This is a genomic window from Arthrobacter sp. B1805 (assembly GCF_002929745.1).
In the GTDB taxonomy this organism is placed as follows: domain Bacteria; phylum Actinomycetota; class Actinomycetes; order Actinomycetales; family Micrococcaceae; genus Arthrobacter_D.
Map to the genome: position 1 here is coordinate 385,882 of NZ_PJIQ01000001.1, position 13,413 is coordinate 399,294.

At 68.3% G+C, this 13,413-nt stretch carries 10 protein-coding genes; 6 read left to right on the forward strand and 4 right to left on the reverse strand.

Translation table 11 applies throughout. From position 1 onward, the window contains the following. Positions 1-59: 59 nt before the first annotated feature. Positions 60-1,514 carry a septum formation family protein gene (locus CXQ96_RS01960; RefSeq protein ID WP_104116326.1) on the reverse strand — a complete coding sequence of 485 codons (1,455 nt, stop codon included), beginning with the start codon at positions 1,512-1,514 and terminating at the stop codon, positions 60-62. Between the two features lie 302 nt (positions 1,515-1,816). Between CXQ96_RS01960 and CXQ96_RS01965 the strand changes: the two genes are divergently transcribed. Continuing rightward, positions 1,817-2,056, forward strand: a complete 240-nt coding sequence (locus CXQ96_RS01965; protein WP_104116327.1) for a DUF3073 domain-containing protein — start codon at positions 1,817-1,819, stop codon at positions 2,054-2,056. A 107-nt stretch (positions 2,057-2,163) separates the two neighbouring features. Here CXQ96_RS01965 and CXQ96_RS01970 read toward each other — a convergent pair whose 3' ends face one another. Continuing rightward, the gene (locus tag CXQ96_RS01970; RefSeq protein ID WP_146070792.1) at positions 2,164-3,324 is read right to left on the reverse strand and encodes an ROK family transcriptional regulator; all 1,161 of its coding nucleotides are present in this window, start codon (positions 3,322-3,324) and stop codon (positions 2,164-2,166) included. Between the two features lie 86 nt (positions 3,325-3,410). Further along, the gene (locus CXQ96_RS01975; RefSeq protein WP_104116329.1) at positions 3,411-4,469 is read right to left on the reverse strand and encodes a LacI family DNA-binding transcriptional regulator; all 1,059 of its coding nucleotides are present in this window, start codon (positions 4,467-4,469) and stop codon (positions 3,411-3,413) included. 165 nt (positions 4,470-4,634) lie between these two features. On the opposite strand from CXQ96_RS01975, the gene CXQ96_RS01980 reads away from it, so the two are divergent. The 5 genes from CXQ96_RS01980 to CXQ96_RS02000 all read left to right on the forward strand — a co-directional run bounded on the left by CXQ96_RS01980 (position 4,635) and on the right by CXQ96_RS02000 (position 11,823). Further along, complete coding sequence (locus CXQ96_RS01980) at positions 4,635-5,936, forward strand: extracellular solute-binding protein (RefSeq protein ID WP_104116330.1); 1,302 nt, start codon at positions 4,635-4,637, stop codon at positions 5,934-5,936. 8 nt (positions 5,937-5,944) lie between these two features. Next, the gene (locus tag CXQ96_RS01985; protein ID WP_104116331.1) at positions 5,945-6,892 is read left to right on the forward strand and encodes a carbohydrate ABC transporter permease; all 948 of its coding nucleotides are present in this window, start codon (positions 5,945-5,947) and stop codon (positions 6,890-6,892) included. Beyond that, positions 6,892-7,710 carry a carbohydrate ABC transporter permease gene (locus tag CXQ96_RS01990; protein ID WP_104116332.1) on the forward strand — a complete coding sequence of 273 codons (819 nt, stop codon included), beginning with the start codon at positions 6,892-6,894 and terminating at the stop codon, positions 7,708-7,710. Before CXQ96_RS01985 ends, CXQ96_RS01990 begins: the two co-directional genes overlap by 1 nt. 2 nt (positions 7,711-7,712) lie before the next feature. Then, positions 7,713-10,055 carry a glycoside hydrolase family 3 N-terminal domain-containing protein gene (locus CXQ96_RS01995; RefSeq protein ID WP_104116333.1) on the forward strand — a complete coding sequence of 781 codons (2,343 nt, stop codon included), beginning with the start codon at positions 7,713-7,715 and terminating at the stop codon, positions 10,053-10,055. Between the two features lie 175 nt (positions 10,056-10,230). After that, positions 10,231-11,823: an alkaline phosphatase gene (locus CXQ96_RS02000; RefSeq protein WP_104116334.1), complete on the forward strand. Its 1,593-nt coding sequence runs from the start codon at positions 10,231-10,233 to the stop codon at positions 11,821-11,823. A 103-nt stretch (positions 11,824-11,926) separates the two neighbouring features. Here CXQ96_RS02000 and CXQ96_RS02005 read toward each other — a convergent pair whose 3' ends face one another. Beyond that, positions 11,927-13,411 carry a xylulokinase gene (locus CXQ96_RS02005; protein WP_104116335.1) on the reverse strand — a complete coding sequence of 495 codons (1,485 nt, stop codon included), beginning with the start codon at positions 13,409-13,411 and terminating at the stop codon, positions 11,927-11,929. Between the last annotated feature and the right edge of the window lie 2 nt (positions 13,412-13,413).

Sequence of the window (13,413 nt, forward strand, 5' to 3'; positions counted from 1 at the left end):
ATGAACGAAGGGGAGGAACATGCGTTCCTCCCCTTCGTGCGTCCTGCCCCGGTGGAGACTCAGGGATTGAGCAGGCTCTGGCTCACGGTGCCGCCGTTCTCGATGACGGCGAAGCAGTCCACCCTGCGGTCCCCGTCCGCCCAGGTCTCCGCCGTCGGGGTCGCGCGGAGCAGCGTGACGTCGAGCTCGTCCACGACGACCTCGGGATTGATGTCCGCGGAGGCCGCTGCGCAGGCGGCTTCCGCGCGCAGGCCCAGCTGGTCGCGGCCGGGGAACTCCGCCGCGTCCGGATAGCTCTCGCTGGCGAGGAGTTGGGCGTTGTGGGGCTCCGTGCAGTCGACCAGCACGGCATCCTCGGTGATGTCCGTGAAGTCGGCGAGACATTCACCGGCAGCCAGCGACGACGGATCGACGCGCCCTTCATCGCCGGACCCGCCGAACAGCGACACCAGGAGCCAGATGAGGAGCCCGACGAGCACGACGGCGCCCCCGAGAACGAGGAGTAGCGGCAGGTTGCTGCTCTTGGTCCGTGTCCGGTCCCGTTTGGGATGCCCGTCCGTCTCCTGATCGACTCCGGAGGCTGACGGGATCCAGCTGCGGGGCCCGTCGATGTCGGCGTCAGGTGCCGGGGAAGGGCTGACAGCAGACGATCCGGTGCGGCCGACTGCACCCGGATCGGTGCCCGGGTACAGCCCCGGGTGACCGAGCCCGGGCTCGCCGCCCTCGGGGGAGAACGCGTAGGGACCACCGACCGGACCGTCCGCGTCGTGGTCCGTCTCAAGGCCCTGGCCCTCGTGGTCCGCCTCCTGGCCCTCGTGGCCCTCATGGTTGTCCTGGGCCGACTGATCCAGCTCTTCTTCGCTCGCGCCGGGACGCGTGCGTGTCCCTGACGTCGCACCCTCCTCCATGGCGTCGCCGGATCCTCCTCCGGTATCGGGCATCTCCTCGCGCGAAGCGTCCGCATCGAGCTCGGGTGTCACGGACCGCTCGTCGCCCGTGTTCTCCGGTTCCCCGTCGAAAGGAGCGGCCGCGGCTGTGTCGAGGTCCGTCTGCGTGCCCGTGTCGGCGTCCTGATCCGTATCTCCCGCAGGGCCGCCCGGGGGAGCAGTGCCGTCCGGGGCCGCCTCGACGACGGGTGCGTCCGCGGGCATCGGACCACCGACGAGGGTCCCGGTCTTCTCCGCCTCGGCGGCCACGGCGCGGGCCTCGGCGGCCGCGTCCTCCAAGGACGCTGCTTCCGCCGTGTCGCTGCTGATCTGCGCGGGTTCGAGCGCAGGTTCTGCCAGATCCAGGGTGTCAGGCGATACCGACAGTTCCGGCTCCAGGGACTCGGCGGAGACCTCGCCGTCGTCCAGCACGACGTCGTCGGGATCGACCACGGTCGGGACGTCCTGAGCGGGCTCCTGACTAATCTCCTGCCTGGTTTCCTGCCCGCGCTCCTGCCCTGGACCCTGTCCGGGCTCCTGCGCGGGCCCCTGCCCGGGTCCCCCGGGTACCTGCTCCTCATTGCTCATGGTGGGGCGCTGTCTCCTTGGATTCCTGGTGCCGCGAAGCCGGGGCTCTGGTCTGGCTTCGACTCTATCCAAGATCACCCGCACACGGGCCTAGGTGGAGCCGGTCACGTCATGTACTCCCCTGCACCAGTTCCCCCGCACGTGTCGTGGCTCCCACCTGATGGACAGGGCACTCGGATGCCACGGAAAGCATGTAACCTATAGTCACGACAAACTGACCAAATACTCCGGGGCCTCGCTGCAGCCTTGGGCCTCGTGCCCCAGTGACCACCTCCGGATCGACGCACAAAGGGGGTCACGCCATGGGGCGCGGCCGTCAAAAGGCAAAAGCTACCAAGCAGGCCCGGGACATGAAGTACTTCAGCCCGGCCACAGATTATTCGGCACTGCAGCGAGAGCTCACAGGCCCGGGTAGTCGCGCTTCCACTCGACGTACCGAACCTCTCGAGCCGGTTGAACCGGACTACTCGGAGTATGCGGACAAGTACGCCGATGAGCTCGACGACGACGGTGGGGAGAGCGGCACACGCCGCATCGGCTGATTCAGGTCAGTCCTTCTTCTGTGAACCACACACGGCGCATCAGGTCCCTCGGGACGATGCGCCGTTTTGTGTGTCCGGAAGTACTCGGCTGCCCTCCTCTCGCATGATCAGGAGGGCGATGCGAGCAGGGGTCGAAAGGCGAGTTCCGCCGCGCCGACGAGCAGGAGCTCGGGGCCGAGCGTTGCACGGCGCACGGTGACTCCGCCGGCCAGTGCCCGCGCATTCACGGCGTCCCCGAGCTGATCGCCGTGGAAGCCGAAGAGGGAGCCGAGGAAACCTCCGAGGACGATCAGCTCCGGGTCGAAGATGTTGACGAAATTCACCAGGGCGACGGCCAGGAGTTCCAGCTGTCGCTCTGCTTCGCGCCGGACCGCCGGGCCGGGATCGTCGGACAGCACTCCCTCGAGCGCCTCGATGCCGCCGCCTTGAAGGCCTGCGGCGTCGAGCAGGCGCTCAAGGCGCACCTCCGCATCGAGGCAGCCCGAGCGTCCGCAGTGGCACGGGCTCCCGCCGGGGCTTACGAGCGTGTGGCCCAACTCGCCCCCGTAGCCGCGGCTGCCCACCAGCTGGGTGCCACCGGCCACGACGCCGCCACCGATTCCACTCGCGCTTCCGTTGAGGTACACGGCATGACCCACGCCGAGCGCCGCGCCGAAGATGCTCTCAGCGAGGGAGCCGAGCGACGCATCGTTCGCGGCGACCGAGGGAAGGCCGAGCGCGGTTTCGAAGGGGCCCGTGAGGTCGGCGTTCCGCCAGCCCAAGTGTGGTGCGATGAGCACGCGGCCGGAGCCCGCATTGACTAGTCCGGGAAGGGCGATCCCCACGCCCACGATGCGATCGAGCCGATCGAGTGCGGGGGTCAAATCGGCCACGATGGCGCGCGTCAGCTGCACCGCATCGTCAAGGGTGGGCAGTCGACCGGTCTCGCGACGCACCCGCTCGTGCACTCGCCCTCCGAGTCCGACGACGCCGACGGTCAGCGCATCGATGTCAGGGTTCACCGCGATGACCGCCACGTCGGGATTCGCCTGCACGATGGGGCTCGGGCGCCCTACGCGCCCGCCCATCGCCGGCTCGGTCTCGCGTGCGAGCCCCTTCTCGACGAGCGCGGACACCAGCGCACCGACGGTCGATCGGTTGAATCCGCTCCGCCGCGTCAACTCGGCGCGGGACAGCGGTCCGTTGCGGTGCACCATGGTCAGGATGTGGGAGAGGTTCTGGGTACGAAGACCCTCGGTGCCGTTCACCACGCCTGATAGCGACTGCACAGCCCTGCGTTCTCCTTCGTCCTGCAGGGGCCCTGGCGCACCTGGCACTGTCCTATCGTATCCAGACGAGGTTGCGGCCCCCCGGGTCAGGCCCGCTGCTCGGCGGCTCGCGCTGCCCGTCCTCTCGGCTCGGCCGGCGCCGCCGTGCTCTGCCGCACCACGAGGCTGACCGCGAGGTCCAGGCGCAGATTGTTCGGCCGTTCCCCGTCACGCAACCGGAGGACCATGCGCGTGGCCTCCTCCGCCATCTGGATCAGCGGCTGGTGCACCGTCGTCAGGGCCGGGCTGGACCACTGCGCGAGCTGCAGGTCGTCGTAGCCGACGATGGAGAGCTCATCCGGAACCCGGATCCCTATCTGGCGTGCGGCGTCGAGCACTCCCAAAGCCTGGAGGTCACTGCCGGCGAAGATCGCCGTCGGGCGCTCAGGGCCGCGCAGGAGGGTGAAGGCGTGGTCGCGCCCGCCGTCGACGTGGAAGTTGCCGTACCGGATGAAGTCCGGCTCGATGGGCAGGGACGCCATATTCATCGCCGAGCGGTAGCCGTCGATCCGGGCGAGGGAGCACATCATGTCCTCGGGGCCGCTGATCGCCGCGATGCGGGTATGGCCGAGGTCGATCAGATGGCGGGTCGCGATCATCCCGCCCGACCAGTTGGCCGAGCCGACCGATGGAACGTCGGGGGCCGGGTCCCCGGCCGGGTCGATGATGACGAAGGGAATGGCGCGGGCATCGAGCTTCCTGCGGAACTCCTGTGGCAGGTCGGAGAAGACCAGGACGACGCCGGCCGGGCGCCTCGCCATCACTCCCTCGATCCACTCCGCTCCCGGGGCGTGCCGCGTGCCGGTCTCGGTGAGGACGACGCTCATGCCGTGCTCGCGCGCCACGTTCTCCACGCCGCGGATGAGTTCGAGCGCCCACGCGCTCTCGAGTTCGTGGAAGACGAGTTCGACGAGACCGGCTTTCGCTGCCGACACCTTGCGTCGGCGGTAGCCATGCTCCTCGAGGAGCTCCTCAACTTTCGCCCTGGTTTTCGGCGACACGTCGGCACGGCCGTTGAGAACTTTCGAGATAGTCGAGAGCGACACGCCTGCCGCCGTAGCCAGCTGGGCCAGTGTGACGCGCGGTTCTTCCGCCGGAATCGACATGTCGACAGCTTACATCCGGGCATTGGGCCGAGAAGGAGCTGCCGTTCGCCTCGTCATGTGACCGCTCGCACACATGGTCTTGCGCATTCACGGTGTCGATACATACACTCATGCCATCACACAACTTTCGATAATAACATCGAAACTTTCGAGAGGCGTTCAACGATGAACAACCGAACCTGGATGTCACGCAGCCTTGCGGGCACCGCGGTCATGATGCTCGGCTTCACCCTTGCCGGATGCGGTGGCGGCGGCGGCGACGCGTCAAGCCGGCCCGAGAACGAACTGCACCTCGCCGTCTACGGGGATGCCAGCAACAAGGTCGAGCAGGCCATGGTGGACAAGTTCAACGAGACGTCCGACGTGAAGATCGTGCTCGACACGATTCCCGGCGCGGACTACCAGACCAAGCTGCAGACCATCATCGACACCGATTCCGCTCCTGACATCTTCTTCAACTGGGGCGGGGGAAGCATCGCGAACTTCGTCGAGGCCGACCTGCTGCTGCCCCTCGACGACTTCATCGAGGAGGATGCGCAGCTCAAGGACGCATTCCTGCCGTCGGTCTTCGAGACCGCCGTCATCGACGACAAGAGCTACGGCATTCCCATGCGCGGGACCCAGCCCGTCATGCTCTTCAACAACTCCGAGGTCCTCGAGCAGGCCGGTATCGACGCACCTCCCGCCACCTGGGACGAGCTCCTCGACGCCGTGGAGAAGCTCAAGGCCGCAGGTGTCACGCCGATCGCGCTCGGCGGCGCTGACCAGTGGCCGACCCAGATGTGGTTCCAGTACATGTTCGACCGCGTAGCCGGCGAAGGCCTGTTCCAGGCAGCACTCGACGGTGACACCGACGTGTGGGAGTCGGAGGAGAGCCGGAAGGCGCTCGGAATGCTGCGCGAACTCGTCGACGCAGGAGCCTTCGGCACCAACTTCGACTCCGTCAAGTTCACCGACGGAGGGTCACCCACACTGCTCTCCAGCGGCCGGGCCGGCTTCGAGCTCATGGGATCGTGGGCCTACGCGACCCACCTCGATGCCAACCCCGAGTTCGCCGAGAACGTGCTCGGCTACAGCGAGTTCCCCGCGATCGAGGGCGGAGAGGGCGATCCGGACAACCTCGCCGGCAACACGAACAACTTCTACTCCGTCCACAAGGACACCCGCTACCCCGAAGAGGCAGCCGAGTTCCTGAAGCTCATGTACTCGGACGAGTTCGTGCAGGAGCAGATCGCCATCGGCAACCTGCCCACCACCACCAACACCGAGCAGTTCCTCGACGAGGCCTCCAACCCGGAGTACGCGAAGTACCAGTTCGACCTCGTGAAGGAAGCACCCCACTTCCAGCTCTCCTGGGACCAGGCCTACCCGCCCGAGGCGACCGTGACCATCCACACCGCCGTTTCCCAGTTCTTCAGCGGCCAGATCGATGAAGACGGCTTCATCAAGGCCATGCAGAGCCTCTAGGACATCCCATGACAACGCTTGCCACCCGCAAGCGTCCAGCACCGGGCGGCTCCCCCCAGAGCCGCCCGGCCCGCTCGGGCGCTTCGTCCGTGGGCCGCCCTGGCTTCGCCTGGGCCCTGCCCGCCACCATCTTCTTCGCACTGTTCGCCCTGGTTCCGCTCGCGGCGGTCGCCGTCCTGTCCTTCACCTCATGGAGCGGCCTCGGTGATCCGAAGTTCGTGGGGCTCGAGAACTGGGAGACCCTGATCGCCGACCCGGTGATGCTCAAGAGCCTGTGGCTCAGCCTCCTGTTCATCGTCCTCGGCGTGGTCACGCAGACACCCTTGAGCATCCTGCTGGGCGTATGGGCGGCGGGCAACCAGCGCAACCGCGCGGTACTCAGCGCCATCTACTTCATTCCCCTGCTGCTGTCCTCGGCGGCGATCTCCGTCCTCTGGCGGGCGCTGCTGGACCCCAACTTCGGTATCCCGGGGCAGTTGTCGTGGCTCTTCGGGGACGGCAACCTGCTGGGCACCCAGAGCGGCGCGATCGGCGTCCTGATCTTCGTGGGGATGTGGCAGTTCACGCCCTTCCACACCCTGATCTACCAGGGCGCCGCGAAGGGAATCCCGACCGTCCTGTACCAGGCGGCAGCGATCGACGGCGCGGGCATGATGCGCCAGTTCTTCTCCATCACGCTTCCGCAGCTGCGGAACACGGCCATCACGTCGATCATCCTCATGGTGGTCGGCGGCCTGACGACCTTCGAGACGGTGCTGATCCTGACCAACGGCGGACCCGGCACCGACACCACCATCACTGCCTTCTACATGTACCAGGAGGCGTTCCAGAGCTTCGACTTCGGTGTCGGTAGCGCGATCGCCCTGGTGCTCGTCGTCGTCGCGACCGTGATCTCCCTCGTGGTGGTCAAGGTGTCCGGCTACGACAAGATGAACAGCTCCCTGGAAGGACTGTGATGAAGACCCGCCCAAACTACTTCGCCGGCATCGGCTCGTTCCTGTGGCTGCTGATCGTCGCGATCCCGCTGTACGTGATGCTCTCCGGCACCTTCCAGACGCGCGAGGAATTCGGCGACAACGGCCCGCTGTCCTTCCCGACCAGCTTCACGCTGCAGAACTATGTGGACGCGATCACGAGCGGTTTCGGCAGATACTTCCTCAACACCGTCGTGGTGACGGTCGGCGTCGTCGCCATCGTCCTGCTGCTCGTACCGCCGCTCAGCTACGCGATCGTGCGCAGCCAGAGCCGCGCGGCGTCGTTCGTGTTCCGGTTCTTCCTCCTGGGCCTCGCCATCCCGGCGCAGGCGGTGATCGTCCCGGTGTTCTACCTGATCAACACGGTGGGGCTCTACGACAACCTGATCGGCGTCATCCTGCCCACCGCGGCCTTCGCGCTGCCGATCTGCACGCTGATCCTGAGCGGCACCATGCGTGACATCACCGGCGAGCTGTACGAGGCGATGGCCATGGACGGTGCTAGCCCGGCGCGTGCCTTCTTCCGGCTGGTCCTCCCGCTGTCCAAGGGCGGGATCTCCACGATCGCGGTCTTCTCCGCGCTCCAGGCCTGGAACGGTTTCCTCTTCCCGCTGATCCTCACCCAGTCCGAGAGCACCCGTGTGGTCACTCTCGGCCTCTTCAACTTCCAGACCCAGTACGGCATCAACATCCCCGGCCTGCTCGCCGCGGTCACGCTCTCGATGGTGCCCGTGCTGCTCGTCTACCTGTTTGCGCGCCGCGCACTTGTCCAGGGCCTCATGGGCGCTGGCGGAAAGTAACCATGACTGAGACAACACTGAACGACGCCCCCTGGCGGGACACCGCTACCGCACCCGAGGAACGCGTCGAGGCGCTGATCGGGGCGATGACCCTGCGGGAGAAGGTGTCGCAGCTCGTCGGAGTGTGGGTCGGCGCCAACACCGAGGGCGGTGAGGTGGCCCCGCACCAGCACGAGATGAACGAGGCCGTGGATCTCGACGAGCTGCTGCCGCACGGGCTCGGCCAGCTCACGCGCCCCTTCGGCACCGCCCCGGTGGAGCCGGGTCTCGGCGCGCTGTCGCTGCAGCGCACGCAGGAGCGCATCGCGGCAGCCAACCGCTTCGGCATTCCTGCCCTCGTGCACGAGGAGTGCCTTGCCGGCTTCGCCGCGTGGAAGGCGACGGCGTACCCCGTGCCCCTGGCCTGGGGCGCCACCTTCAACCCCGACCTCGTCCGGACCATGTCCACCGCCATCGGCTCCGACCTCCGCTCCGTGGGCGTGCACCAGGGCCTTGCGCCCGTGCTGGACGTGGTGCGCGATGCTCGCTGGGGTCGCGTGGAGGAGACCATCGGCGAGGATCCGTACCTCATCGGAACGATCGCGACGGCGTACGTGCAGGGACTCGAACAGGCCGGCATCGTCGCCACGCTCAAGCACTTCGTCGGTTATTCGGCGTCGAAGGCGGGCCGCAACCTCGCCCCGGTCTCCATCGGCGAGCGTGAGCGGGCGGACGTCCTCCTGCCTCCGTTCGAGATGGCTGTCCGCGAGTCCGGAGTACGCTCGGTGATGCACGCCTACACGGACATCGACGGGGTTCCGACGGCGGCCGACGCCTCGCTCCTGACCTCGCTCCTCCGCGACACGTGGGGCTTCGACGGCACGGTCGTCGCCGACTACTTCGGCATCGCCTTCCTCAAGGAGCTCCACCGGGTCGCCGCGACGCTCGGAGAGGCAGCGGCCGCGGCCCTCACTGCCGGCGTCGACGTCGAGCTCCCTACCGTCCACACCTTCGGCGAGCACCTGATCGCCGAGATCGACGGCGGGAGGCTGGACGAGGGACTGGTCGACCGCGCCCTCCGCCGGGTCCTGCGGCAGAAACTCGACCTCGGGCTGCTGGATCCTGACTGGTCGCCCGTCCCGTCGGCCCTTCGCGGTAGCGGAGCGGGCGTGCCGTCGATCGACCTCGATCCGCCGGGCAACCGTGCGATCGCGAGCGAGCTGGCCGAGCAGTCGATCGTCCTGGTCAGCAACAACGGCATCCTTCCCCTTTCGAAGGCTCCGAGGATCGCCCTGATCGGACCGAACGCCGATACCCACCGCGCCTTCCTGGGCTGCTACTCCTTCCCGGCGCACGTCGGCGAGCAGCATCCCGACGTCGCCATGGGGCTGACCATCCCGACGGTCGCGGACGCGCTCCAGCGTGAGTTCTCCGAGAGCGACATCACCATCGCGGCTGGCTGCACCGTCGACGGCACCGCGACCACGGGATTCGACGAAGCGCTCGCCGTCGCCGGCGGGTCCGACGTCGTCGTCGCCGTGCTGGGGGACCGGGCCGGACTCTTCGGGCGCGGTACGAGCGGTGAGGGGTGTGATGCGGAATCGCTGGCGCTGCCCGGCGTCCAGCAGCAGCTGCTCGACGCACTGATCGCGACCGGCAAGCCCGTCGTGGTCGTCCTGCTGACAGGTCGCCCGTACGCCCTCGGCTCCGCTGCCAGGGGTGCTGCCGCCGTCGTCCAGGGATTCTTCCCGGGGGAGGAGGGTGCAGCGGCCGTGGCCGGTGTGCTCAGCGGGCGGACCAACCCGAGCGGCCGGTTGCCCGTCAGCATTCCCGGGACACCGGGTGCCCAGCCGTCCACCTACCTTGCCGCGCCGCTGGCACAGTCGAGCGGCGTGTCCAACATCGATCCGACGGCGGCCTTCGCCTTCGGGCACGGCCTCAGCTACACCCGGTTCACGTGGCACGATGCCGGGTCGACGGCGGACACCGCCGCGACCGACGGCGAGGTTACGGTCACGATGACGGTGACCAACGAGGGCGAGCGCGACGGCGTCGAGGTGGTCCAGCTCTACCTGCACGATCCGGTGGCGTCGGTCGTCCGGCCCGTGCAGCGGCTCATCGGCTATGCCCGGGTGGAACTGGCGGCTGGAGCGTCGGCGCGCGTCGCCTTCACCGTCCCTGCGGATGTCACGTCCTTCACGGGTCGCGACGGGGCGAGGATCGTCGAGCCGGGGGCGCTCGAGCTGCGGCTGGGAGCGTCGAGCAGTGACATCCGCGCAGCCCTGCCCCTCGACCTGACGGGTACGGTGCGGACCGTGGACCACACCCGCCGGTTGCACTGCGACGTGCGGGTGAGCGCCGTCTGACGCCGGGCCACGGGCAGCCCTGGCATCAGCCCGGACGGGCGGCGGACCCACCGTACGCCTGTTCTCCCCGCGACATGTCGATGATGCTGCGCACCGTCGACACGTCGCGGGGAGTTCATTTTTCGTTCATCGGGGCAACAATCGGTGTCATGGTGCCGTGCCTAGCGTCGGAGCCATGGACGCCATCAGCCGCAGAACACTCCTCGGCGCCGGCCTCGGTGCCGGTGCCATCATCGCCCTTCCGGGCGCTGCTTCCGCCAACGTCTCGACCGCTCAGGATTCCGGTCTCCGTACTGATCCGTTCACTCTCGGCGTCGCCTCGGGTGAGCCCTCACCCGACGGATTCGTCCTCTGGACGCGCCTCGCCGTCGATCCGCTCGCCGAGAACGGGCTGGGTGGCATGCCCACCCGTCCCGTCGTGGTGGCATGGGAGGTCGCGGAGGACGCCCGCATGGCGAGGATCGTCGCGCGCGGTGTGCGGCGGACGACCATCGACGAGGCGCATTCGGTGCACGTGGAGGTGTCGGGCCTGAGGCCCGGACGCGAGTACTTCTACCGGTTCCGCGCCGGCCGCCACCTCAGCATGACCGGCAGGACGCTCACGAGCCCCGCGCCGCGTGAGACACCCGCAGCCCTGGCGATGGCCTTCGCCAGTTGCGCCCAGTACGAGCACGGTTATTTCACGGGCTACCGGCGCCTCGCCGAGGACCACCCCGACCTCGTCCTGCACCTGGGCGATTACCTGTACGAGTACCGTAAGGACAGCTACGTCATCGACGGAGGGAACCCGCGCGACCATGCGGGGCCGGAGACGGTCAGCCTCGAGGGCTACCGGCAGCGTCACGCCCAGTACAAGTCCGACCCCGACCTGCAGGCGGCGCACGCGATCGCTCCCTGGCTCGTGGTGTGGGACGACCACGAGGTGGACAACAACTGGGCCGATGACGTCCCCGAGAACGTGAACGCCGCGGAGCAGAACGACACGCTGGAGCGCTTCCGCCTGCGGCGTGCCGCAGCCTTCAAGGCCTACTACGAGAACATGCCGCTGCGCGCCTCGTCCGTGCCGACGGGCCCGGACATGAAGATCTACCGCACCCTGCAGTGGGGACAGCTCGCCAACTTCCACATGATGGACACGCGTCAATACCGCGACGACCAGCTTGCCGGCGACGGCTGGAAGAAGAACGTGGCGGAGCGGCTCGCGGAGAACCGCACCATCACGGGAGACGAGCAGGAGAAGTGGCTGCTCGACGGGTTCAGGAGTTCAACGCAACAGTGGGACATCCTCGGGCAGCAGGTCTTCTTCGCCGAGCGGGACCGCGACCGAGCCCCCGAGGTCGATGACGTGTCCATGGATGGTTGGGACGGGTACGCGGCATCGCGACGCAGGATCACCCAGGGCTGGGTCGACGCCAACGTGCGCAACGCCGTGGTCCTCACGGGTGACGTGCACAGGAACTGGGCGAACGACGTGAAGGTGGACTACAAGGATCCCCAGTCACCGGCCGTCGGGACCGAGCTCGTCTGCACGTCCGTAACCTCCACGGGCAACGGCAACGGCGCGACGAGCGATCCGGTGCAGGCATGGAATCCGCACCTGAAGTTCTACAACGACCAGCGCGGCTACGTGAACACCCGCATCACCAAGGACTCGATGGCGGTCGATTTCCGGGTTCTCGACTACGTGACGACGCCGGGATCGCCGATCGGCACGAAGGCGTCCTTCCGCATCGACGACGGCGTCGCCGGGCTGCAGGCGGCCGGCTGACCCGACGCCCGACCGGCCCCGACACGACGGCAGCCTGCCGGAACGAGAAAGGAGGCGCCACTCCACGAGGGGCGGCGCCTCCTTCTCGTCGCGATCCGCGACCCTAGAAGGTCACCGATCGTGCCGCAGCGTGGTACTGCTCCCGGATGATCGGCCGATGGTCGACGGGGCGGTCATCCGCGGCCTCCACCCGCCACTGCGGCCGGGACCTCGTGAGTGCCCACGCGGCCTGCACGGCAGCGCCCCGTGCGACGTACTCGCCGGGAGCGGGAACGCGGACGGGGAGGTCGAACACCTGCGCGGCGACCTCCTGCACGGCCTTGTTCTGCGCCGCCCCGCCGATCAGCAGCAGATGGCGCGGGAGGACCCCGGTAGCCCGCACGGCATCGAGGGCATCCGCGAGCCCGCACAGCATCCCCTCGATCGCGGCCCGGGCGACGTTCTCCCGGGTGGTCGAGGCGATGCTCAGGTTGTGGAAGCTCGCCTTCGCCGTCGGGAGATTGGGGGTGCGCTCGCCCTCGAAGTAGGGCAGCAGGACCACGCCGCCGGATCCAGGAGCGGCAGCCAGGGCCAGGGCCGCGAAACCGGCATGGTCCACGCCCAGGATCCCCGACACCGAGGACAGCACGCGAGCCGCGTTGAGGGTTGCCACGAGGGGCAGGAACAGTCCGCTGGCGTCGGCGAACCCCGCCACCGCGCCGGACGGGTCGGCTACGACATCCGCGGCGACCGCGAAGACGGTACCGCTGGTCCCGAGGGACACGACGACGTCGCCCTCCTCCGCGCCCAGCCCCAGCGCAGCACCCGCGTTGTCGCCTGCGCCTGGCGCGAGGACGATCCGCCGGTCTGCCGAAGCAAGGTACGAGGCATGCACGGTGCCGGCGGAGGCGTCCGCCTGCAGGACGCGGGGGAGAACCACCGCGTCCTTGCCCTTGTCCTTGTGCGCGTCGCTCTGCGCCTCGCGCGCAGGGCGCCCGAGGATCCGCTCGAACAGCTCGAGGTCGTAGCCATCCGTCGCGGGGTTCCAGTAGCCGGTACCACTCGCATCCGAGCGGTCGGTGACGAGTTCCTCCAGCACAGGGCCGAGCGGCGATTCGCCCTCGGGGCCGAAGCCTCTCAGCCGCCACGTCAGCCAGTCGTGGGGGAGCGCGACGGCGGCGATCGCCGCCGCGATCCCGGGTTCGGCATCGCGCACCCACCGCACCTTGGTGCCGGTGAACGACGCCACGGGAACAAGACCGGTGCGAGCGACGAGTTCATCGGCACCTAACTCGCCGATGAGGTCCCGCGCAGCGTCCGCTGACCGGGTGTCGTTCCACAGCAGCGCGTCACGGAGGACCCTGCCGTCGGAGCCCAGCAGCACCATTCCATGCTGCTGTCCCGCGATGGAGAGGGCGTCGACGTCATCCCCTAGTCCGTCGGCGCCGTCCAGTGCGGACAGCAGGGCCTGCCACCACGCCGCGGGGTCCACCTCCGTGCCCTCCGGGTGGAGGGCACGGCCGCTGCGGACCTCGGCGCCGGACAGGGTGTCGACGACGACGACCTTGCAGCTCTGCGTCGACGAATCGACTCCGGCAACGACGGCCATGG